The 22,141-nt window shown below is 38.3% G+C and carries 19 protein-coding genes and 3 pseudogenes; 11 read left to right on the top strand and 11 right to left on the bottom strand.

The window, feature by feature from the left end; all coding sequences use genetic code 11:
- Both I6F43_RS20335 and I6F43_RS20205 read right to left on the bottom strand, forming a co-directional pair.
- A pseudogene (locus I6F43_RS20335) lies at positions 1-82 on the bottom strand (Mobile element protein); the annotation flags it as partial.
- A gap of 32 nt (positions 83-114) precedes the next feature.
- A pseudogene (locus I6F43_RS20205) lies at positions 115-255 on the bottom strand (PQQ-dependent sugar dehydrogenase); the annotation flags it as partial.
- 176 nt (positions 256-431) lie between these two features.
- Between I6F43_RS20205 and I6F43_RS19575 the strand changes: the two are divergent.
- Positions 432-851, top strand: a complete 420-nt coding sequence (locus I6F43_RS19575) for a hypothetical protein (protein ID WP_197103684.1) — start codon at positions 432-434, stop codon at positions 849-851.
- 117 nt (positions 852-968) lie between these two features.
- Positions 969-1,400 carry a hypothetical protein gene (locus I6F43_RS19570; protein WP_197103682.1) on the top strand — a complete coding sequence of 144 codons (432 nt, stop codon included), beginning with the start codon at positions 969-971 and terminating at the stop codon, positions 1,398-1,400.
- 196 nt (positions 1,401-1,596) lie between these two features.
- Here I6F43_RS19570 and I6F43_RS19565 read toward each other — a convergent pair whose 3' ends face one another.
- A complete protein-coding gene (locus I6F43_RS19565) occupies positions 1,597-2,787 on the bottom strand; it encodes a PQQ-dependent sugar dehydrogenase (protein WP_197103680.1) in 1,191 nt (396 codons plus the stop codon).
- Here I6F43_RS19565 and I6F43_RS19560 point away from each other — a divergent pair.
- A complete protein-coding gene (locus tag I6F43_RS19560) occupies positions 2,772-3,224 on the top strand; it encodes a hypothetical protein (RefSeq protein ID WP_197103678.1) in 453 nt (150 codons plus the stop codon). The two genes, I6F43_RS19565 and I6F43_RS19560, sit on opposite strands and share 16 nt — an antisense overlap.
- A 103-nt stretch (positions 3,225-3,327) precedes the next feature.
- On the opposite strand, the gene I6F43_RS19555 is transcribed toward I6F43_RS19560, so the two are convergent.
- The 4 genes from I6F43_RS19555 to I6F43_RS19540 all read right to left on the bottom strand — a co-directional run bounded on the left by I6F43_RS19555 (position 3,328) and on the right by I6F43_RS19540 (position 9,399).
- Positions 3,328-4,527 carry an Nramp family divalent metal transporter gene (locus tag I6F43_RS19555; RefSeq protein ID WP_197103676.1) on the bottom strand — a complete coding sequence of 400 codons (1,200 nt, stop codon included), beginning with the start codon at positions 4,525-4,527 and terminating at the stop codon, positions 3,328-3,330.
- Between the two features lie 497 nt (positions 4,528-5,024).
- Positions 5,025-6,287, bottom strand: a complete 1,263-nt coding sequence (locus I6F43_RS19550) for a valine--pyruvate transaminase (protein ID WP_197103674.1) — start codon at positions 6,285-6,287, stop codon at positions 5,025-5,027.
- A gap of 135 nt (positions 6,288-6,422) precedes the next feature.
- Positions 6,423-7,082, bottom strand: a complete 660-nt coding sequence (locus tag I6F43_RS19545; protein WP_197103672.1) for a glutathione S-transferase — start codon at positions 7,080-7,082, stop codon at positions 6,423-6,425.
- 13 nt (positions 7,083-7,095) lie between these two features.
- Positions 7,096-9,399 (bottom strand): peptidase U32 family protein, encoded by a 2,304-nt coding sequence (locus I6F43_RS19540; RefSeq protein ID WP_197103670.1) that lies wholly within the window; start codon positions 9,397-9,399, stop codon positions 7,096-7,098.
- Positions 9,400-9,695: 296 nt separating this feature from the next.
- On the opposite strand from I6F43_RS19540, the gene I6F43_RS19535 reads away from it, so the two are divergent.
- The 3 genes from I6F43_RS19535 to I6F43_RS19525 all read left to right on the top strand — a co-directional run bounded on the left by I6F43_RS19535 (position 9,696) and on the right by I6F43_RS19525 (position 14,031).
- The gene (locus I6F43_RS19535) at positions 9,696-10,805 is read left to right on the top strand and encodes an endonuclease/exonuclease/phosphatase family protein (RefSeq protein WP_101216253.1); all 1,110 of its coding nucleotides are present in this window, start codon (positions 9,696-9,698) and stop codon (positions 10,803-10,805) included.
- A gap of 229 nt (positions 10,806-11,034) precedes the next feature.
- A complete protein-coding gene (locus I6F43_RS19530) occupies positions 11,035-13,422 on the top strand; it encodes a tetratricopeptide repeat-containing diguanylate cyclase (protein WP_197103668.1) in 2,388 nt (795 codons plus the stop codon).
- Between the two features lie 189 nt (positions 13,423-13,611).
- The gene (locus I6F43_RS19525) at positions 13,612-14,031 is read left to right on the top strand and encodes an MAPEG family protein (protein ID WP_002963227.1); all 420 of its coding nucleotides are present in this window, start codon (positions 13,612-13,614) and stop codon (positions 14,029-14,031) included.
- Between the two features lie 130 nt (positions 14,032-14,161).
- Here the strand turns inward: I6F43_RS19525 and I6F43_RS19520 are convergent, their stop codons facing one another.
- Positions 14,162-16,009 carry an ABC transporter ATP-binding protein gene (locus I6F43_RS19520; protein ID WP_197103667.1) on the bottom strand — a complete coding sequence of 616 codons (1,848 nt, stop codon included), beginning with the start codon at positions 16,007-16,009 and terminating at the stop codon, positions 14,162-14,164.
- A 140-nt stretch (positions 16,010-16,149) separates the two neighbouring features.
- Positions 16,150-16,998: a hypothetical protein gene (locus tag I6F43_RS19515; RefSeq protein ID WP_197103665.1), complete on the bottom strand. Its 849-nt coding sequence runs from the start codon at positions 16,996-16,998 to the stop codon at positions 16,150-16,152.
- Positions 16,999-17,208: 210 nt separating this feature from the next.
- Between I6F43_RS19515 and I6F43_RS19510 the strand changes: the two genes are divergently transcribed.
- Positions 17,209-17,613, top strand: coding sequence for a GFA family protein (locus I6F43_RS19510; protein ID WP_197103663.1), 405 nt, complete (start codon positions 17,209-17,211; stop codon positions 17,611-17,613).
- 6 nt (positions 17,614-17,619) lie between these two features.
- On the opposite strand, the gene I6F43_RS19505 is transcribed toward I6F43_RS19510, so the two are convergent.
- Complete coding sequence (locus I6F43_RS19505; RefSeq protein WP_197103661.1) at positions 17,620-18,417, bottom strand: hypothetical protein; 798 nt, start codon at positions 18,415-18,417, stop codon at positions 17,620-17,622.
- Between the two features lie 149 nt (positions 18,418-18,566).
- Here I6F43_RS19505 and I6F43_RS19500 point away from each other — a divergent pair, with 149 nt between their 5' ends.
- The 3 genes from I6F43_RS19500 to I6F43_RS19490 all read left to right on the top strand — a co-directional run bounded on the left by I6F43_RS19500 (position 18,567) and on the right by I6F43_RS19490 (position 21,045).
- Positions 18,567-18,959, top strand: a complete 393-nt coding sequence (locus I6F43_RS19500) for a hypothetical protein (RefSeq protein WP_024589167.1) — start codon at positions 18,567-18,569, stop codon at positions 18,957-18,959.
- A 118-nt stretch (positions 18,960-19,077) separates the two neighbouring features.
- Complete coding sequence (locus I6F43_RS19495; protein ID WP_197103659.1) at positions 19,078-20,481, top strand: M28 family peptidase; 1,404 nt, start codon at positions 19,078-19,080, stop codon at positions 20,479-20,481.
- Between the two features lie 117 nt (positions 20,482-20,598).
- Positions 20,599-21,045, top strand: coding sequence for a DUF4826 family protein (locus I6F43_RS19490; protein ID WP_007580192.1), 447 nt, complete (start codon positions 20,599-20,601; stop codon positions 21,043-21,045).
- Between the two features lie 62 nt (positions 21,046-21,107).
- Here I6F43_RS19490 and I6F43_RS19485 read toward each other — a convergent pair whose 3' ends face one another.
- Positions 21,108-21,521 carry a GNAT family N-acetyltransferase gene (locus I6F43_RS19485; protein ID WP_197103657.1) on the bottom strand — a complete coding sequence of 138 codons (414 nt, stop codon included), beginning with the start codon at positions 21,519-21,521 and terminating at the stop codon, positions 21,108-21,110.
- A gap of 146 nt (positions 21,522-21,667) precedes the next feature.
- On the opposite strand from I6F43_RS19485, the pseudogene I6F43_RS19480 reads away from it, so the two are divergent.
- Positions 21,668-22,141: pseudogene (locus I6F43_RS19480) on the top strand (transposase); the annotation flags it as partial.

Below are 22,141 nucleotides of genomic sequence, written 5' to 3'. Positions count from 1 at the left end.
GTGTTTTCCAGCACCTAAATAGTATTCGTGTCCACTTAAACGTCAATGATTTGATGATGGTATTATGAGGTTTTCCTTTGGCCATTAGCTTTATTGTTGGTTATTTCATGTAAATTAATTCGGTATCACCAACATAAGCTTTGAATCTTCCCCATCGGTTAATATAGCTATATTTTCCTCAGTTGTTACAAACACATCTCTTAATCGTCCTGCGGTCTCTGGGAATATGTGAGACTGCGTAAACTCACCATTAGCGCCAGATTAATTTACAATTGGAGTGGCTGTCTAGTTTAATGCGAGCTTTGATATCACGCGTAAACATTCAACAATCGATTGTACCCAGGTAGAAACCCGGCTATGGTTTGTTTATCAAGATAAATAAACCAGCTAATTTACAGGTTCGTTATGTCTCACGGAGGTTTTATCGCTCTATGAATGTTTTTCTAATAATTGCAGGTACATTAAGTGCTGTTGTAGCAACTTTGCATTTGGGTTGTATCTATTTTGGAGGTTCTTGGTATCGGTTCTTCGGTGCAGGAGAGCAAATGGCATTACTTTCTGAGCAAGGAAGTATTAAACCAACTCTTATTACTAGTGTAATTGTTCTGATTCTATCAACTTGGTCATTGTATGCATTTTCAGCCGCAGGTGTTATTTTTAAACTTCCATTCATCCGCCTAGCTCTTGTGTTAATAACTTTTATTTATTTAGCTCGTGGTGTTGCTGGATTCTTTCTAATAAATAACCCTATGGGGCGTTCGCCTGAGTTTTGGGTTTGGAGTTCTATTATTTGTTTATCTTTTGGTATTGTTCACCTTGTTGGTTTAAAAAAGCAATGGGCAAGCTTGTGAGTGAAGTGTAATTTAATAAAGAATCAAACAAGGGCTATTACAATTGGCTTTTGGTAAAGCATTATATTTATAGTTAACCACTGGTCGCTAATAATTGACGGAACAAGGAATATTAAAATGGATAAAATGTCAGTTCACATAACCTCTAAACCTTTAGAAACTTACCCGCAAAAACAAATTTTAAAGTTGGTAGCCGATGAAGTAACCGAAAAAGCGACTGTGCACAAAGCAGCGGTTCAAAGTGACCAAGTGGATATATCCGAAGAAGGAAAAGAAAAAAGTCTGGGAGATCAAAATCGTGAAGCGTTACGTAAATTATCAGGCAATGAAGATGCAAGTCAGGCATCACAATCAGAAGAAGATCCTATTGATGAACAGATTGCTGAAATACAAGAAAAGATAGAAAAACTATTACAGGAAACTGCATTATTACGCAGTAAAGATGATGAAGAGTCGCAGGCTAAAGTGAGGGTACTAGAAGCAGAAATTACCGGGCTTAACACTCAACTTATTGAATTATTGAGACAGCAATTAGAATCGGGTAAATAACAAGCACAGTAAGTATATGCAAAGGCAATTGGAGACAAGAACGTTATTAATAACATAATGAAGACGCTCACCTTAATCTTAAAACTAAAGGGGTTAACCCCTGATCTTACTGATCAAATTACTTAATTAACCAAAGTGGCTTATTGAAAGCCGCTACTTACTTTAAAAGCGCAGCGGCTCTTATCCCCTTTGTTAATTAATTTGATGTCATCAACATTAGCTTTGCCTCTTTACCGTCAGTTAATACCGCGACGTTACCTTTATCAGTTATAAACACATCTCTTAACCTGCCTGCAGCCTTAGGAAATACGTGAGACTGCGTAAATTCACCATTGGCCAGGTTAACGCTGTAGAGCTTTTTATCAACAAGAGTAGTGATAAGCACATGTTGTTGCAATGAAGGGAAGGCGGTATGTTTAGACCCGTAATACGCCATGCCTGATGGCGCTATTGATGGCGTCCAATTAACACTTGGTTTTTGCATGCCTTTATATTCGGTAAATGGTGAAATACGCGCTTGCGAGTAATCTTTGCCATAGGTGATTACCGGCCAGCCATAATTAGTCCCAGCGGTTAAGTAGTTTAGCTCGTCACCGCCTGCAGGGCCGTGTTCGTTGCTAACAATTTGCTGCGTATCGTAATCATAAACTAAGCCTTGAGGGTTACGATGACCAAGTGAGTAAACAGCATGTGCATTTGGGTTTTTGTGATTAATAAATGGGTTATCTGTTGGTATGGTGCCATCTAGGTTTATACGTAATATTTTACCAAGTTGGCTGGTGATAACTTGTGCTTGCTCTCTAAAGTCAAACCCATCGCCCGTTGAAATTAATAACGTATTGTCGGGTAGGACAAGGGCGCGTCCTGCGTAATGTTGCGGTGTGTTTTTATCAGTCGCTACTTTATAAATAACGTTAGGCTTTGAAAAGTCAGTGCCATTAAACGTGGCTTTGGCAACAACAAGCCTGTTTGCGCTTGCATCACCTTGGGCATAAGTAAAAATAATTTCTTTGGAGTTGTTATAATCTGGTGATAATACAATGTCGAGTAAACCACCTTGGCCTGCAACGTATAAACCTGTTAGGTTTAATTTTACTCTTGATTGCACGTTGTTTTTAACTATAACTACGTGGCCATCACGCTCTGTAATTAGCCATGTGCCGTTTGGTAGTTCAACCATGCTCCACGGAGACTGTAATTGCGTAGCCAGTGTTTTTGTACTGTATTGCTCCTTTGGTAACGTAGCATCTGCATTAACAGAAAACGAAAAAAGCGAAAGCAAAGTAAAAAAAGAGATACATTGTTTACGGGGCAAGCCTTTGCTAGCATGACTTGCATAAGAGAAAAGCTTTATTTTAAGTTGAGATAACCATGTCGTTTTTAACACGTATATTGCCTTCATTTTTAGTTTCTTGGTTACTTACATTCACACTTGCTAGCTTGTTTCATAGCCAATACGTTGTCAATCAATTAGTTAATGTAGGTGTAGTGGTGGGCTTTAGTGATCGTGCTAGTTTAACGCTTGATGATTGGTTAGGCCTATTACCTACCTACGGCGCTATTATTGCCGTAGCACTTGCCATCGCTTTTTTTGTTACCGCAAAGCTTAATAAAAAGGTTCAAAAATACAGTACTCAGCTATTTGTTATTGCTGGCATTGTGGCATTTGCTATTGTGTTAATTGCTATTGAATCAATTATGAATATTCATATTATAGCGGGCGCAAGAGGCTGGGGTTTTTATGCTCAACTGCTTGCAGGCGCGGTAGGTGGTTTTGCGTTTTCGCAATTAGTTAAGGCAACTAAAACCCAAAAATCGTGTTAGATGTGTGAATATAAATACGGCTTATACGTTATTTAGTGATTAATAAATAAAGGCCGCTGTTTATTGTAAACAGCGGCCTTTAAATATGGTTTTTAGAGTTGAATTAAAAAATTAAACTAATTAGTTTGTAGCTACTTAGCCCAAAAATTAGGATTAAAACGGGTAGGGTTACCAGGTTTAACACCAAAGAGTTAGTGTAGTTTCCCATAACCCCTTTTTGATTAACCAGCCATACAAGGTAGGTGCTAACAATAGGGAGTAATAACCCGTTAGCCGCTTGCGCGAATATAATTACCGCGACAGGGTCTAAACCGAGTGACGCCACAGCAGCACCAAACAATAAAATAACAATAGCAACGCCTTTAAAGCGCGTGTTACTCATATCGTTTGACCACCCTAACATGCCACACACAGCATAAGCACCGGCAAGCGGCGCTGTAATCGCGCTTGTTAAACCTGCAGCAAATAAGCCAATAGCAAAAAAGTAATGAGCGGCGTCACCAAGCAATGGCTCTAGCTGCACGGCCATGTTAGCCGCACTAATTTGCCCCGCATCGGTGCCATAAAATGCGACTGAAGCTGTAGATAAAATAGCTAAAGTGATCACACCGCCTAAGGTGATTGATAGGCCTGTATCAACATTTGTTTGTTTGATCACTTTTTCCATATCGCTATTACTGTCGTGTCTAGCAGCGAGCACGCCGGAGTGTAAAAATAAGTTGTACGGCACAATGGTAGTGCCAACTAAAGCGAGTATGGTTGTAATCGAACCCTCAGGCATACTAGGAATAAAACCAGCAAATACATCACCCAGTGAAGGCGCGGCCATTACAAGTGTTGAGATAAACACTAAGCTCATTAAAATAACGAGTAAAATTAGCGCGTTTTCAACCACTTTATGTTTACCGCTATAAAGTAAAGCTGCACTTAAAAAAGCAATAAGTGGTGTCCATAGTTGGGAGTTAACTTGAGGGAATATTTCAATTAATCCCATGCTAGCGCCACTTAAGTTACCCGCTTCGTAAGCTGCACTGCCCACGCCAATGGCGCTAATGACTAAAAATATAGCTAAAGATTTAAATAAAGGCGTTTGAATATGTGCTCTGAGTGCTTGAGCTAAATCTTGCCCGGTAGCAACGCCAAGGCGCGCCGCCATAGATTGTAATAATATAGTGGCAACTACTGAAAACAGTAACGTCCATATAAGTGCAAAACCAAAGTTTGCACCTGCCACGCTGGCGGTAGTAATGGTCCCTGGTCCAATGAAGGCAGCGGTGACGAGTAGTCCTGGTCCTAATCGCATAATTGACCTTAATAGTGCTATTGCATGTTGCTATTTAAAGTTACATCTAACGTTTAAAATCAATAAATTATACGCGATGCCTGTTGTGTTATTGCTGCCACTTACAGTAAGTGCCTTGCAGCGATTATCGCCCCTTGGCTGGTTCTTTTTTAATAAGCATATGTTATACCAACCCGCAATAATACTTAATCAATTTGAGGGATTAAATATGACGCTAACTGCGTTAAAAATTTCTGATATACGACTGCATGGATGCAGAGCAATGCAGGAGCAATTAGTGATAACAACTAAATAACGAAATTTTTGCCTGGTTATCGACACGATTTTCTCACCTCAGAATAGATCACTTAATTAAGCGAATTGCTATTAAAAAGGGCGCGTAGGATACCAACTTGTATATAAATTTAAAGGGGGTACAGTGCGTTTGCATTAATTTTAAACGAATATATAAGCGAGTTAAATGACTTATGCCGATATTAATATCGGCATCAGTATATTTACTTTATTAGGTTTTTAATCGCTTCTAAGCCTTTTTTTAGGGTATCTGCATCGGTAGCATAGTTAATACGAATACACTCGTGCTTGTGCGCCCAGCTGTCGTCAATGCCGATAAAAAAGTTGTGACCTGGGATCACATACACGTCTTGCTCTTTAAGCTTTTGATACAACACCTCGCTTGTCATTTTTGTATCTTTAAACCACAGCCACATAAAAAATGCGCCTTCAACTTTGTGCAAATAAACAGGCAATTCGGCAAATACTTCATCAAACAACTCAATCGCTATGTGTGCTTTATTACGATAAAAGGGCAGTACAACGTTGCGGCACAGTGGGAGTAGTTCGTTGTCGTTAATTAAGCGTGTCACTAAGCTTGGACCAATACTATTTGGCGATAACACCATGCTGCCATTTACGCGGCCAATTGCTTTAATAATCTCATTGTGTGCAACCACAATACCGCTGCGTAAACCCGGTAGGCCAAGTTTTGAAAGTGACATACACAAAATAATGTTTGAGTTCCACGTTAGATTTGCGTCGGTGTAAATACAACCTGGGAACGGATCGCCGTACGCGTTATCAATAATGAGTGGAATACCATATTGCTTAGCGAGCAAATCAAGGTGTTTTACTTCATCGTCAGTAATTACATTACCTGTTGGATTGGTAGGGCGTGAGACGCACAGTGCGCTTATGCTGCTGTCGTTTGCTAGTACTTTTTCAACTGCTTTAAAATCAATGACGTATTTAAACTGTTTTGATGCACTACCTGTATTTAAAATTTCGATATCAGGCTTTATGGCAACAAACATATCAGCCGATAAACCTTGATCGGCATAACCTATGTACTCTGGCGCAAGGGGAAATAAAATCTTTTTATGGCTGCCATCCGGCATTTCGCCTGCCAACATATTAAACAATACAAAAAAGTTAGCTTGGCTGCCATTACCAAGTGCTACGTTATCGGCGCTAATATCCCATGCGAACTCTTTACTTAGCTGGCCTGCTAATGCAGCTCTAAACTCGTCGTTACCAGTCGGGCCGTCGTAAAGGCCAAATACCTGCGATACCTTGTTACTGGCAACGAGTTTTTGTAATTCACTTAAAAAAACCTCATTTACTTGTGGTACTAATGCGGGATTACCGCCACCCAGCATAACAATATTAGGATTGTTGCTGTTTTTAGCACCGCCTAAATCTTCCATTAACTGAGTAATGCCGTTGGGTTGTGTGAATTTAGTGCCAAAGTTTGAGTAGTTCATAATGCATAGCGTTTGTTAGTAATGGGGAGGGCAGTATAGCGTAAATAAAGGGCTTAAATCCGATGATGAGAATAATTCAATGCTTAGCTTTGTAGTTGGCTATGACAATAAAATTTCTATAAAACAAAGGCTAAGTTAAGATTTTTTAACGCCGTATAAAAACTCTTCGCCGCAGTCCATATACAAATCAAATTTGGTCATAACTTTGGTAAACATAGGGGCGTGTAAAAATTCGTTTAACCATGCGCGTACATGCGTGTATTCACTTTGTAAGTACCAGTGTTTATCTACGCGGGCAAACTGCCTAATAAATGGCAGCAGAGCATAATCGGCTAGGCTTTTTTCATTGCCCATTAAGTATTTATGGGTGGTTAGTTTTGCTTCAAATTGCTTAATAAACTCTTCGCAGGCTTTTTGGTAATAAATTTGTGCCATGTCTTTTGTACGAGCATAAAATTTGTACTTTTCGAGCACCGGTTTAAATTGCGTATCGTTTAGCTTAATTAATTCAAGCATGCGCTCAAGTGCTAATGGGTCTTGAGTATGCAGTAAATTATGCGAATCATTTTGCTTTAAAGCCCACAGCATAATGTCTAGGCTTTCATCTATAACTTGATTATTCGGCAATAATAAAACAGGCACTGTACCTTTTGGCGATATTTGCAAAAGATGCGCTGGCTTATTTTTAGTTTTTATAGCGCGTAGTAACACGTGTTGCTCTGCCATTAAAATACCCATTCGTGCGCGCATTGCATATGGGCAGTGTTGTAATGAATATAATAATGGCAATGTCATTTTAATACTTACCTTAGCTGTTTAAGCCTTCAACATATTGCTGACGTGTTTTTACTTTTACCATGTGATTTAACTGATCAGCTGCTTGTGTTTGCCCGCTAATTAAATCCTGAAAATGCGCAAGTAACACGGCTTTATCGAGTTTTTCTTTATCGCCTGAGCCAATGTCGGTTAAATCAATCATAAACTCGTCAAACTTGTCGGCATAATCGGTCACAATATCCATATTTAAAAATTGCTCGTGGTTATAAATGCTCGGGTAGCCGCCTTTTTGTTTATCAATTGCAAAGCTAATGCCTTTAACATTGGTAACGGTTGTTTCTTTTTTACAGCTCAGCATACAGCTTGCATCAATACGTGGCTTTTTACAGCCTACGGTTTGCTGGAAAAAGCATTGTCGGCTGGTCATCATTAGTATTGGATGATAAATGCTGTACATCATTTTAAAGTTGTTAGGGCGTTTAATACTGCGCATTTGCTGTTTGTTAATCTCGTTTGAAATAAACGCGCCTTTAGCATTTAAATCCTCTTGTAGCGTTAATAACGCATAAGAGTTTGTGGTGTTTAGTAACGGGCCTGCAATCCAGTCAATACCCATTTGCACTGCTTTGTATGCTACGCCTGTGTTATTACTAATAATAAGTTTAGGTTTTACAACCTCGAGTAAACGTACAGCTTCTTCAAAATCTTTACCAATTAGTACAGCTGGAAACCACGGAATTAACTGCGGATGTTCTAAAAATACATTTATGTATTTATCGTTATCGGTTCTAAAGCTCTCAGGTAATTTAAAGTAAACATCGCCGTCGGTTAAATCACATAAGTGAGCGTCTTTTATGTCCGATATTAAAACAGAGAGAGTCGTTTTATTTTCGGCTTTTTCGTGATTCACCAATTTAGGTAATTCAACAGGGGCTATCACGTCTTTGCCTTCGTTTAATAAAAATGCTACCTGCTTTTTAATGCGCGCTAGCTCTTTAAACGGAATGCTTAAGTTATCGTCGAGGTTTGAGTAATCCATATTTTTAATTTCAAAATTGGCATTACTAAACGTTTTAAAGCGCTTATCAATGGCAGCAATATCAACAACTGATTTATCAGCGGTATGCATAACCATTTGCGATTGCACTTCAAAGCGCTGAGGTTGCTCAGTGTTTAAATTTGCGCTTTCATTTATTAACGAACTATCGTTTTTATCATTAATAACCAGCGTTACAGTAAATGGCTGGTTTAACTGTCCTGAAAATTCAAAACGAAGCTCGCGCTTTGAAATATCTAAAAATTCAATTTTCTTTTTAACTAACGAATCAATTTCACTTTTTTGAGTAGAAAGCTCTTGCTGTGCATCGTAAATTTGCACCACTGAAATTGCGTTGTTTTTTTCGTTAGCGTGATCAAAGCTATGGTCGCGCGGGTTATCGGTAAACATGTTTCTGGTCATGTCACCGGTTAAAAACTTATTAGTAAAGTTACGGTTAAATACTTTATACAAGCTTGAGTCGTCTTCAATTAGGTTACCGGTTTGCACAAACGTGTCTATCTGTTTGCGCCAGCTATCAATAACCGTATGTACGTAGTTAGCGCCTTTAATGCGGCCTTCTACTTTTAACGAGTCAACACCTGCGGCTACAAGCTCTGGTAAATCAAAATAAGCTGAGTTATCTTTTAAGTTTAACGGATGCTTGTTACCCATGGCCGTTGGCTCGTATTCGTCACGACATGCTTGCGAGCAGCGACCACGGTTACCCGAGTTACCCACACTTACCGAGCTTGAGTAACATTGCCCCGAAAACGCGATACATAAAGCACCATGTACAAACACTTCGGTTAATACATCGCATTTATGCGCTACGTCGGTCAGTATTTTAATTTCAGTTAAGTTAAGCTCGCGCGATAAATTTACACGTGTAGCGCCAATGCGCGCTAAAAACTCAACTTGTGATTCGTTATGCGTGGTTAACTGAGTTGATGCGTGAATATGCAACGTAGGAAAGTGCTTTTTAACTATATTGAACAACCCTAAATCTTGCACAATAATGCCATCGAGCGTGGTATTTACTAGCTGATTTAATAGCTTAAATAGCGCACCCATTTCGTGCTCTAATATAACTACATTTAGCGTTAAAAAAATCTCACAGCCGTATTCATGGGCTAGGCGAAGTGCACCGTTAAGCTCATCAAACGAAAGATTAGACGCTCGGTTACGTGCATTAAAGGTATCTAACCCACAATAAACCGCATTAGCACCGGCTACAATGGCGGCTTTTACCGCGTTTACATCACCGCCTGGGGCTAATAGTTCAATCTTTCTACTCATTACAACTTCACTTTGCTCATATTTAATTGTCGCGAATTTTATCTGTTTAGGCGCGTTAATGCTATTTATTGAGGGATATAATAAATACATAATTAAAAGACTGTATAAAATTGTTATTAAGCTGGCTGATTTATTACGTAAACATGTAATAAAATGATAGTTTATAAGCAAGCAACATTTTCAACTTTACTTAGGCGATACCCATCAGTAATCAAGATCTTAAACAGTTAGATACAGATTTAAATAGTGATGAATCTGTAATTATTAACACCCAACTAAAAATAGCCACATTTAACCTGTTTAACTACCTTGTGCCACCCAATGCATACTATGAGTTTGAGAAAATTTATACCGCGCAGCAGTGGGCTAAAAAGCAGCGTTGGATTGTTGATTACTTAACAGAACATGCGCCTGATGTGATTGGTTTTCAGGAGGTGTTTAGTATTGATTCGTTAAAAGAGCTAGCTGCTGAGCAAGGTTATAATTACTTTGCTGTAGTTGATACGCCAGAGGTGATTGATGATTTTATTTATAAACGTCCCGTGGTAGCAATTGCCTCTAAATATCCCATAGTTGAGGTAGCAGCGGTTGAACACGATAGTGAGCTCGCAAGTACGCTTGGCCTTAATAGTGAGTTTACTTTTAGTCGTAAGGTATTGAGAGCGACCGTTACTTTACCTCACATAGGCAATACTGATTGTTATGTGGTGCATTTTAAATCTAAGCGCCCGATGATTAATGTTGATGAACACAACAAAGAGCTAGCGCCCGAGCAAAACATAATTGAGATTTTAAAAGCGAATGTAGCGGGTGGTTGGGGCTCAACTATTCAGCGTGGTAGTGAAGCTACATTGCTAATGATACAAATGATTACTCGCCGCGAAGCTACGCAACAACCCATGCTATTAATGGGGGACTTCAATAATGAACTTGCGGATGGCGTATTAAGCCATTTACTGACGAGTACGCTACGCTTTGCACCTGCGTTTGATGCTAAAACCTACCTCGCTAAATATTGTCTAAATGATTCATGGGATTTGTTTGTTAAGTCGCAGCTAAGTAATGATGAAGTGATTAGCGATGAAGCAATAACAAACGATGTACAAAGTGATTGTGATAGCAATAACAGCGAGATTATTGATTCAGCGGATAAAAGCCAAGTAAAAAATATAAATATAACAAAGCCTGCACCGTTAAGGCCGCCGACACATTATTATGGGGCGAGCAGCTCTGTGCTTGATTACATTTTATTGTCGTGTGAGTTTGACGCTAGTTACGATGACAGCTTTTTTGAAGTAAGCGCTTATAACACTTACGACAGGCACTTAATAAACCCCGAGTACGATCGTGATGATTTAACTACCGACCACGGTGTTGTATTGGTTACCCTTAAACTAAGAAGCTAGGTTTTCTCATTTAATAACTTACAGCGTACGATTAAGCTAAAAAAGAATTAAGCTGCAATATGCATAATTATGCTAAAATCATAAATTAACAATTACCCATATTGCAGCGAAACTTGACCTGCAGTCTTTATGTGTATATTTTATCGCCAGAATTTTTGCATTAAATTAATAACAAATCACTAAAATGGTAAATATGGAATTTTACACTTACTCGTATCACACGCGAAAGATGGACTTAACTTCGCAAGTACACACTTTCTTCGTAAATCGAATTTATAATTCTAAATTGTTAGTGAAAGCTTTGCTTTTTGCTTTGTTTATTAGTTTAAGTAGCGCTTACGCGCAAGAAACCACCTCATACAGTTTAATCAATGAATCTAATGCAGGGCTGCTAAAAAGAGCCGAATTACTTATGGATACTGACGTTATAACAAGTATCGAACTAAGTAAGGCGTTGTTGTTACAAGCGCAAAGTGCTGATGACACGTTACTCAGCGCAAAATTACATAACTTATTAGGTAAAGCGAATAAAAAAAATAACAATATTAATGAGTCGCTTCATCATTTTTCACAATCCTCGGCTTATTACAGTAAATTAAATGATTCACGCAACCAAATAAAGGCGTCTATTAATTATATAAAAATATTATCAGATGAAAAACGTTATGACGAACTTGCTAACCGCATTGAAACTTTATTACCAACAACGCTTGTGTATGGCGATGAGTTTTTTATAGCACAAGTACTCCTAACAAAGGGGGATTCGTTTTATGAACAAAAAAAATACAATGACGCGATCACGCAATATTCATCTGCTTTAAAATACCTTGTAAATAAAGACGAACAAATACAAAAACAGTTAGGTGAAACGTATAAAAAATTAGCTCAGTCGTATAAGCGCCTTGAAAATAGAGAGCAAACAGCTCATTTTTATACCAAAGCTTTAGAGATATATACTAATTTAGATGATTTAAAGTTGATGGCGCGTACATTAAATACACTAGCAGAAGCGCAGCGCTATTTAGACAACTTAGTTTTAGCCCTTGATTACAGCACTCGTGCATTAGAAATACATAAAGACATTGACGATCCTGTTGGCTTGGCTAAAGCATTATTAGGTGCTGGTATTATTTATCGACATATCAACCTTTATGAAAAATCACTTAAGCATATAAATGAGGCATATTTATATTATAAAAAAGTAAATAACGTGCTTGGGATTGCTAAAACATCCAATCAAATGGGGCTGCTATACACACGATTAAAGCAGTTTGATCAGGCCGAGATTTTCTATCAAATAACCATTGATTTACCAAAAGGTGTGGTCGAGGAAAAAACGCTCGCGTCGGCCTTAAGAGAAATGGCTGTTATTAACTATGAGTCTGGCGACTTAGAATCAGCGATGAAATTTGCTCAGAAAGCTTACGTAACTTATAAAACCAAAAATCTTACATCCTACATTTCTATAACAGCGCGTATTATTGCTAATATCTATCGTGCCCAAGGGAATAAAAACAAGGCTATAGAGTATTACAAAGAGTCGTTGTCGTTCGCCAGAGAAACGGGCAGTAAGCTTTATGAGATAAAGTCGCTAACAGCGCTTGCGGCGATTTTAATTGGTATTGATACAAATGAGGCGATTTCTTTACTAAAAAGGTCACTCGCTTTATCAACCGAAATAGATGATAAGTTACATATGCTATACGCTTATCGTGAAATTCGAATAGCAGAAAAACAGCGTGGACGAATAAATGAATCACTACGTTACGCGGAAGAAGAAATAGCCCTGACCGGAATCATTCAATACGAAAGAGACGAAAGTAAGCTTGCTCTTGAAAAAGCACATTTGCATTCTCACAAAATGGAAATAGAGCTGGAGACGTTAAGAGAAAAAGAAAAACTCCATCAACTTGAGCTTGAAAAGAAAAACAATGAAATTGAAATATCAGGCCAAGCTAGGGTTATATCAGAGCTAGAGCTTGCAAAAAACAAATACGCGAGTATTGCGCTCGCATTTTTATTAGCCGCTTGTTTAGCTATTGTTTTATTGGTTTATCGAAGCTTTATTGCCTCTAAAAAACGTAATGAAGAGTTAGACTATTTGGCCGCGAGAGACCCTTTAACCAATTGTTATAACCGCCGCATTTTATTTGAGATTATGAATCGCGACTTTTTGGATTTACCTCAGATTGAAGAATATTGTATTTTAATGGTCGATATTGACCATTTTAAAAGCGTTAATGATACTTATGGGCACAGCATTGGCGACACCGTACTTTGTGGCGTTGCCAGTCTTTTACAAGCTAATATACGTACGAGCGATAGCGTTGCCCGTTTTGGTGGCGAAGAATTTTGTATTATTTTACCCAACACGACTCAAGAGCAAGCAATACGTATTGCTGAAGCTATTCGTATTAAAGTAGAAAAAGCGATATTTGATAATATTCCTGTTACGTGTAGTTTTGGGGTTACGTCTATTAAATTTAAAGCCAGAACACCTTCTGAGTTAATTGAACAGGCTGATTTAGCACTTTATGAGGCTAAGTCTTTGGGTCGTAATCAAGTTGTGTTGTGGGATTGTGCGTTTGAAGAGTTTAAGCTTTTTAGATCAGAGTAAATCCAGCAGTATACAGCTCAGTTTTGATGTTATTTTTAAAATCATAACAAGTAAATTTTATACAACGCCGTGAGTTACTTACATATGTAATTAGGCTTATTAAATTAACCCTTTAAATATCAGTGTATTAACCTAGGCTTTAAAATTGCACTCTAAACTAAGTTAAAAAACAAAATAAGGGATTTAGTAATGACTGAAGTTGCACTTTCGGCCTATTTGGCATTTTACCTCTATTTAATTATGTTGCTTGTACAGTGGGCTGTGGCTACGTTTAGCAAAGCTAAAGAGCCAAATGCTGTACCAGGTAAAATTGACGAGGATTTATCGCACGATAGCTTTATATTTAGAGCGCATCGTACGTTTCATAATACGCTTGAAAACAGCGCATTATTTATAGGTACGGTGTTATTTGCGTTTGTAATTAATTATCAAAGCCCGATTTTTGCAATGTGTATTTGGGTGTACTTAATTGCGCGTTTAATTCACATGGCGCTGTACTACGCTATAGCAACGGAGAAAAACCCAAGCCCACGTAGTTACTTCTTTTTAATTGGTGTGCTTGCTAATGTGGTTATGCTGATAATGATAGGGTTAAGACTAATCTCTTAATTTATAAAAAAGTTATAAACTCTATTTATAACTTTAAACAAAAAAGCGAAGAGCCTTTAAGGCATCTTCGCTTTTTTGTTTAGGTAGCAGCAGAATATAAACCACGTCTACAGTAAGGTAATATTAATGGCTAATCGACGCCTATAAACCCACCCGTTTGGTGAGTCCAAAGAGCGGCGTAAATCCCGCCTTTAGCGATTAGTTCTTCATGAGTGCCTTGCTCAACTACGCCGCCATCATCAAGTACAATTAATCTATCCATTTGTGCAATGGTTGAGAGCCTGTGCGCTATCGCGATTACTGTTTTGCCTGTCATTAAATCATCAAGACTTGCCTGAATTGCCGCTTCTACTTCTGAGTCGAGTGCGCTGGTGGCTTCGTCGAGTATAAGTATTGGAGCGTTTTTAAGAAGTACACGAGCAATAGCAATACGCTGGCGCTGTCCGCCCGAAAGTGTAACACCGCGTTCGCCTACCTGTGCATCAAAGCCTTTGTTACCTTTGCTATCTACTAAGTCGTTTATAAACTCAAGTGCTTTAGCTTGCTTGGTCGCGTTGATCATTTCGTCTTGTGTTGCATCGGGACGACCGTACAAAATGTTGTCTTTTACTGAGCGATGAAGCAGGGAAGTGTCTTGCGTAACCATCGCTATGTAGCGGCGTAGACTTTCTTGGCTTACGTCTGTGATGTTTTGCCCATCAATTTTTATTGTTCCTGAGTCGGTATCGTAAAAACGCAGTAACAAGTTAACAAGTGTTGATTTACCTGCACCAGAGCGGCCGACTAAACCAATTTTTTCGCCAGGCTTAATGTTTAAATTTAAACCGTCCATTACTGGGCTGCGATTAGTCTCGTTTGCTGCTTTACCGTAATTAAAGTGTACGTTGTTAAACTCAATGGCACCTTGGCTTACGTTAAGCGTATCGGCATTTGGTTTATCGGCAACTTCAATAGGGTTAGACAGTGTTTTCATGCCATCGGCTACGGTGCCAATGTTTTCGAACAAGCTGCTTATTTCCCACATGATCCACTGCGCCATACCGTTTAATCTAAGCGCTAAACTAACAGCAACTGCAATGGCACCTGCGCTAATTGCACTAAGTGACCATAAATAAAGTGATACTGCGGTAACCGAAAATACTAATAAATAATTTAAGCTTTGAATAACAAAGTTTAGGCTGGTTACCAAGCGCATTTGTTTGTACACAGGCTGTAAAAATACATCCATGCTTTGTTTTGCGTATTGCTCTTCACGCTGGGTATACGAAAACAATTTAATAGTAGAAATATTTGTGTAGCTATCAACAATTCGGCCGGTCATTTCTGAGCGCGCATCGGCTTGTGAGCTGGCAATTCTTTTAAGGCGCGGTACAAAATAAAGCTGTACGCAAATGTATAAAACTAACCAAACCAGTAAAGGGATCATTAAGCGCCAATCAGCTTCGGCAACTAAAAATACCATTGAGCCAAAATAAACCACGATATACATTAATACATCGAGTAGTTTGGTCACTGTTTCGCGAACGGCTAAAGAGGTTTGCAATACTTTGGTGGCTATTCTTCCTGCAAACTCATTTTGATAAAAGCTCACACTTTGGCGCAGTAAATAACGATGCGCTAACCAGCGAATCGACATAGGGTAATTGCCCAGCAATGCTTGGTGCAAAATAGCAGAATGAAAAAATACGACTACGGGCAATACCAGTAAGAGCATGACAGCCATTTTGATAAGTTCTGATTTTTGCTCTACAAACAAGGTTTCGGGTGTGTAGGCCGTTAACCAATCAACAAGCTGCCCCATATAGCTAAATAAAGAAACCTCTAAAATAGCGAGCATGGCGGCACTGATTGACATTAGCACCAACGACAATTCCATTCCTTTGGTGTAGTGACGACAAAAAGCAAATAAAGTCGAAGGCGGCTGAGTAGGTTGATCCTCAGGAAATGCTTTTGTCATTTTTTCAAATAATCGATACATTTTAAAAACTTAAATGGCAAATAATGGTGGGTATCATACCATTTAAGTATTTTTAAATGCAGGTTTGTAATGTATTAATTGTGAATATGGTAGAGCATTATTAATATAATTTAATACTATAAAAAGTGCTTTATTTATTTTTATAGCATTGGATTATTTAGGTTTATTCCTTTGCTCATATATAAATCGTCGTATCTGAGACCACCATTACCATAAGGTTTTTTAATTGGGCCTGTATTACAGTTTGCTAAAAAATATATAAGAGGTTGTTTGCGCTTCATTCTAAATTGTGCATTTTTATACACCAGTGTTTGCTTGCTAAATTCACCACCTTTTACGTAAACATCATATTGCTGACCTTGCTCTGAGGCTGCTGCGTTATTAACAACATACCATACGTCGTACCAGGTATTTGTTTGCAGTGGCTTGGCCGATTGTTTGGTAGTGTAGTTTTGAATGTTGCTATACCCGCTGTCGGTTTTAACCATTAATGCGCCATCGTTTACAAGCCCGTTTGATTCTGTTTTATCGGTTACGCGAAGTGTTGGTTCAAACGCATCGTACGCATGTTTATTAATTAACTCTGGCGTAAGGTTGCTTAACCCAAAAGCATGGTTATTAGGAAAAGCAGCCACGTTTATACGCATATAAAATGTGTAGGTTTGACCAACTTCAACCGCTTGTGGAAGCTTTGTATAAGAAAGCGCTTTGCGATTGCCGACAATACCATCGCGTGCAGGCTTTTTTAGTAAATAATGATTTGTGGATGTAGTTGCAGATACAGTTGCTTGTTCTGATTGTATAACCGTTATTTGTGGGTTTTTAACCTGTGGTTTAGTTTCATTTTGCGTATCGACACTCTGCCACTTGCTAAGTGAGTTTTCAAAATCATCAATAAGTAGCCAATCGCTCGACGTGTTTTCAGAAATGGTTGAACACGCCGCTAGCGTGCTTAACAAACATAAAAGTAACGTGTGTTTAAAATGCATAATTGGATCTCAGTAAGTTTAGGTGTTTTTGGTTAACCAATTATCGTTTTGGCTATAACTTTAAAGTAAAGGTTATGTAACCAATTCAATGTTTTTATGTCAATCATTAAAGCAATAGGTATGGTTTGATAGAGCTTGAAAATGTAATATAACCTTTGCATTCAATCAGCTCGGCAAGCTTTAGCTGAGTTTAAATTATTAGGACGTTTTATGTATACGGGTTCGTGTTTGTGTGGTGAGGTAAATGTTGAGGTGTCGGGTAGTATAACCAGCATTATCCATTGTCATTGTTCACTGTGCAGAAAAAACAGCGGGACTGCATTTGCAACCAATGGCTTTGTAAATACAGATGACTTCATAATAACTAAAGGGCAGGCTCTACTTAGCGAGTATAGTTTTAAAGTGGGGCGTACTCGTTACTTTTGTAAATGTTGTGGCTCGCCGGTTTATAGTCGCAATAATGATGACAAAAGTAGAATACGAATTCGTTTAGGAATATTTGATAGCGATATTACTGAGCAGGTTTTATCGCATAATTTTGTTACGTCTAAAGCTAACTGGGAGAAGTTAGAAACAAGCTTACCGTGCTATGAAAAACATGAACCTGGTCGGTAACGCGTTTTATTCAATGTGGTAAATGCTGTTAATACTTTTATAAAGGTCTGGCGCAAAGTTTATAAACACCGGTGAGTTTTGTATTTCATCAACGTTTATATGCATTAATGTTTGCTGGCTTAGTATGATCACTATATTTTTGTATTCGTTAAACTCTATTATCGCTAAGCACTGAAAATGTTGCCTTAAAAGTACTAAAAGCATTTGCAGCTCTTGGCCTGTTTGTGGGTTTAAATTAATGATTACTTGCGTATTTTGCTCACTGCAGCTATTTATATTTTGCCAAAAGCTATCGCTGGTTAAAAAAGGCTGGTGATATTCACCACTAAAAATATCGATAGTGATTACGTTAAAGTGATCAGTGCATTGGGTAATATATTGCTCGGCGCATTGTAAATAGGTGCTGTGCTTAATTGGTAACTTAAAGTGCTGGGCAGCAATTAAGGCAATGCTTGGGTTTATTTCTACCGTGTTAAATGTATTGATGGTGTTTATGTAAGGCGTATTACTTTGTAAGTGATACATAATTCGCTCAAACCCTGCAGTGCCCAAGCCTAAATTTAATATATTTAGTGTATCTACCGGTTTAAGTAAAAATAACATCATACACTGGTTTACAGGTACTATTACTTGCTCAGGGTGTATAAGGTTCATAACGCCCTGAATTGTAATGTCTTCATTGGCTTTTTGTGCAAGCGTTAACCAACGGTATTCTTTATTTTGATACACGCATACGGGGCCGTATGCACTTTGCTGCGACTCAATAAGATTACTTTTAATTGTATCTTCTTTTAGCTGACGCATAACTTAAACTATTAATATATAAACAATGACAGTGTGCCACGAAAAACACATTTTTTAATAGATTATTGTGTAACAAGGTTTGTAATTTAACCTCAAAATATAATATTGTATTAGCAATTAATTAGTTAGACGTTATTCAAGGATTGAAAATGAGAACATTTATTTGCGCTGTTCATTTTGTGTGTGCTCAGTGGATGAAAAAATTAGACTCAAGAAATAAAAATACGGCCATAAATGCTGCAGCATTGTTAGCTATGATATCTACTGTATATAGTTTTCTTTTAGCTATGACGTTTGACATTCACTACTTAGATAAAATAATCAGTACTTTTAAGCAAAACCCTTTACTTATTGGTGCTCTATTTTACGCAATCGTAATTGGAATTGTGTTTTTAATTTTGGGTGATTTTAACGGTTATAGAAGTAGAGTTAGATCTTGTATAAATAAAGGGAGCTTTAAAAAATATATTTTAGGAATAAAGCTGTGGATGTTTGGGTTAATTCCTATGACAGGTATTATGTTGATTGTACGACTCAATTAACTCTCTAAGTATTACTATAACTGCGCTTTAGCGTGCTCCTTTCTACATCTACCTCAAATGTATTGCCATAAAATCTTAGTTAAGTAATGGTTACACTATAATAATTAGGAGCTAATAGATGCTTAAAACACCTTTGAAAATCACAACAACGTTACTCAAATTTACTGCAATTGCAGGCGCTTGCACACTTGCATTATCAGCACATGGTGAAACGCAATCACAATATACCGACCAACAAAAGTTACACGATATAGCAAGTGAAGTGTCGGCTACCCGTATCGGTAGTGACATTCAAACGCTGGTGGATTTTGGTACTCGCCATACGCTTTCAGAAACTAAATCGGATACGCGAGGTATTGGTGCGGCTAGGCGTTGGATAAAAAAAGAATTTGAAAAAATATCTGTGCAGTGTGGTGGTTGTCTGGAAATTATTGAAGTAAAGGACACTATATCGGGCGAAAAACGCATTCCTAATCCTGTTGAAGTGGTTAACATAGTGGCTATTCAACGTGGGTCGAGCGAGCCGAATCGCATGGTGATGATGTCGGGTGATATAGATTCACGTGTAAGTGATGTTATGGACTTTACGAGTGATTCACCGGGTGCTAACGATAATGCATCGGGCGTGGCAGGAGTAATAGAAGCAGCTCGTGTTTTAAGTAAATACAAATTTAATGGTTCGGTAGTTTACGCGGCGCTTTCGGGCGAAGAGCAAGGTTTGTTTGGCGGTAAAATATTAACGGCTTATGCACAAAAGCATAACTGGCAAGTTCATGGCGTTTTAAACAACGATATGATTGGCAATATTACCGGTATTAATGGGGTAACTAATAACACGACTGCACGTATATTTTCAGAAGGTACCCGTGTTGTAGAAACAAAAGAGCAAGCTAATACTCGGCGCTTTACAGGTGGTGAAGTCGATTCTGCGAGTCGTAATTTAGCTCGCTACATAGATACTATTGCTGACAGATACATTCCTAATTTAGATACAATGCTTGTATATCGATTAGATAGATTTGGCCGTGGTGGGCATCATCGTCCATTTAATGATGCAGGTTTTGCAGCGGTGCGTATTATGGAAACTAACGAGCACTACGATCGTCAGCATCAAGATTTACGCACTGAAAATGGTGTTGAGTATGGCGATACCATTGAAGGTGTTGATTTTGATTATACGGCTAAGTTAACTTCACTTAATGCGGTAACGATGGCGTCTATGGCGTGGGCACCCGCACCGCCAAAAGAAGTTAAAATAAAGGGCGCTGTTACAGCTGATACGTCGTTTTCATGGCAAGAAAGCAGTGATGAAAATATTGCTGGCTATAAAATTTATTGGCGTTACACGAGCGAGCCGCAATGGCAGTTTAGTAAATACGTTGGTAAGGTTTCACAGTACACACTTAAAAACGTAGTGATTGATAATTATTACTTTGGTGTAGCCTCTGTTAGTAAAGGCGGTGTTGAGTCTCCAGTAGTTTTTCCGGGTGATGTAGGTTCGTTTGATCACAATATAAAATAATAGTTTGGCTAAAAACACAGCAAACAGAGCGCTTTAAGGTGCAAATGACCGTTTTATACTTGCACCTTATTTACTAAGCCCTTAGAGTGTTAAAAAAGAAGTAAAAGGTTATTAAAAATGCAACAACAAGAAAAAAAGCCGTTAACAGCAAAAGAGCAAGTTATAACTGATGAGCAAAGAATGCAGTGGCAACGCGAATGTTTTCAAGCAGCGCAAAAACATTTAGCCGAAAAGGGCATTATGCCAAAATCAGTAGTTGATAAAGACAGCCGATTTTTAGCACCACTTTGTGCAATGTGGAAATTTAAAGCGCAAAACGGTAAAACATATTGGGTAGTAACAGGGCGCTTACCTACAGATCATGCTGAAGTAAGTGCAGCTACAGATGCTCGCGATGCAATGCGTTATTTTTCATTGCAGTGGCAATTAAAAGCGGATCAAATTATGAGTACAGGCGCGCGTGATAAAACGCAGGTAGATTTTGCTAACTTACTTATAAATAGAGCACATGGCTTGTACGAAATGTATGATAATGAACCGCTGTGGGCTAATGAACCAAAGTAGCTACAGTTTGGGTTAAGTAACAATGTATAGGGTGATAGCATATTTATTGCCCTTTTCTTTATCTAATGGACAAGTGTGAAGGGGGTTGTATTAAATGCTGAAACAGGGCATTGCATACGCTGTCTAGGAATTCCCGCCTCCATAAAAACATTTCCTTGCTGAATAAAGCCATTTCGCTTAAAACGCTCTACCTCATTTAAAATACAATTAATGCTAACTTCTTCAATGCCTTGGTTTGACGCTAATTCAACAATAAAGTTGAGAAGCGATTTATATACTTTGCGATTACGGTGCTCGGGTAATACAGCTATTCTGCCGATTAAGCCATCTGTACACAGCCGACCTGTTGCAATAGGGCAGTTTGCATCGTCTGTAACAAGTACATGTAATGCAATTTTATCTAGGCTATCAAATTCGATGTGCTTGGGGATATGTAACTCGTAAACAAAAACTCGCTCTCGAATTTTTTGTAGCATATCTTTTTTTATATCCCATTCAACCTTATCAACCAGATGTAGTGGTAGAGTAATTTTGGTCACCCATTNTGTAGTGGTAGAGTAATTTTGGTCACCCATTAAGAAAGAAATGTTATGCTATTTGCATACAAATTTGGGTGAAAAAAATGACAAAATTAAACCGTGCAACGTACTCCGCTGCAATCAAATTAGAAACGGCTCAACTTGTAGTTGACCAAGGTTATACACAAGAAGAAGCAGCCAAAGCGATGGGTGTTGGTAAATCAACCGTAAGTAAATGGGTTGCTCAATTAAAGCAAGAACGTAATGGCCAGTCACCATTGGCTTCACCAATGACACCCGAACAAATTGAAATCCGTGAACTTAAAAAGCAAATCCAACGCATTGAATTAGAAAAGGATATATTAAAAAAGGCTACCGCTCTCTTGATGTCCGACTCCCTGAACAATTCTCGTTAATTGAGAAATTAAATCAACGAGAGCGTTACCCAATTAGTGTGCTATGTAGTGTATTTAATGTGCATCGTAGCAGCTATAAATACTGGGCTATACGGGATACGACACCGACACCAGAGCAAGTAAGGTTAGAGGCTGAAGTTAAAGCCATACATACAATGAGTG

Source organism: Pseudoalteromonas sp. NZS71_1, assembly GCF_015864305.1.
GTDB classification, from domain to species: Bacteria; Pseudomonadota; Gammaproteobacteria; order Enterobacterales; family Alteromonadaceae; genus Pseudoalteromonas; species Pseudoalteromonas arctica.
The sequence above is the reverse complement of the archived record's forward strand: the minus strand, read 5'-3'. Positions and strand labels throughout refer to the sequence as shown.

What these genes read in the sequence shown, in the direction of transcription:
- I6F43_RS19560 (WP_197103678.1), top strand. Translation starts at nt 2,772, where the DNA reads ATGTCGTTTTTAACACGTATATTGCCTTCATTTTTAGTTTCTTGGTTA.
- I6F43_RS19520 (WP_197103667.1), bottom strand. Translation starts at nt 16,009, where the DNA reads ATGTATCGATTATTTGAAAAAATGACAAAAGCATTTCCTGAGGATCAA.
- I6F43_RS19485 (WP_197103657.1), bottom strand. Translation starts at nt 21,521, where the DNA reads ATGCTACAAAAAATTCGAGAGCGAGTTTTTGTTTACGAGTTACATATC.
- I6F43_RS19575 (WP_197103684.1), top strand. Translation starts at nt 432, where the DNA reads ATGAATGTTTTTCTAATAATTGCAGGTACATTAAGTGCTGTTGTAGCA.
- I6F43_RS19505 (WP_197103661.1), bottom strand. Translation starts at nt 18,417, where the DNA reads ATGCGTCAGCTAAAAGAAGATACAATTAAAAGTAATCTTATTGAGTCG.
- I6F43_RS19540 (WP_197103670.1), bottom strand. Translation starts at nt 9,399, where the DNA reads ATGAGTAGAAAGATTGAACTATTAGCCCCAGGCGGTGATGTAAACGCG.
- I6F43_RS19530 (WP_197103668.1), top strand. Translation starts at nt 11,035, where the DNA reads ATGGACTTAACTTCGCAAGTACACACTTTCTTCGTAAATCGAATTTAT.
- I6F43_RS19495 (WP_197103659.1), top strand. Translation starts at nt 19,078, where the DNA reads ATGCTTAAAACACCTTTGAAAATCACAACAACGTTACTCAAATTTACT.
- I6F43_RS19545 (WP_197103672.1), bottom strand. Translation starts at nt 7,082, where the DNA reads ATGACATTGCCATTATTATATTCATTACAACACTGCCCATATGCAATG.
- I6F43_RS19490 (WP_007580192.1), top strand. Translation starts at nt 20,599, where the DNA reads ATGCAACAACAAGAAAAAAAGCCGTTAACAGCAAAAGAGCAAGTTATA.
- I6F43_RS19555 (WP_197103676.1), bottom strand. Translation starts at nt 4,527, where the DNA reads ATGCGATTAGGACCAGGACTACTCGTCACCGCTGCCTTCATTGGACCA.
- I6F43_RS19500 (WP_024589167.1), top strand. Translation starts at nt 18,567, where the DNA reads ATGAGAACATTTATTTGCGCTGTTCATTTTGTGTGTGCTCAGTGGATG.
- I6F43_RS19525 (WP_002963227.1), top strand. Translation starts at nt 13,612, where the DNA reads ATGACTGAAGTTGCACTTTCGGCCTATTTGGCATTTTACCTCTATTTA.
- I6F43_RS19570 (WP_197103682.1), top strand. Translation starts at nt 969, where the DNA reads ATGGATAAAATGTCAGTTCACATAACCTCTAAACCTTTAGAAACTTAC.
- I6F43_RS19550 (WP_197103674.1), bottom strand. Translation starts at nt 6,287, where the DNA reads ATGAACTACTCAAACTTTGGCACTAAATTCACACAACCCAACGGCATT.
- I6F43_RS19510 (WP_197103663.1), top strand. Translation starts at nt 17,209, where the DNA reads ATGTATACGGGTTCGTGTTTGTGTGGTGAGGTAAATGTTGAGGTGTCG.
- I6F43_RS19515 (WP_197103665.1), bottom strand. Translation starts at nt 16,998, where the DNA reads ATGCATTTTAAACACACGTTACTTTTATGTTTGTTAAGCACGCTAGCG.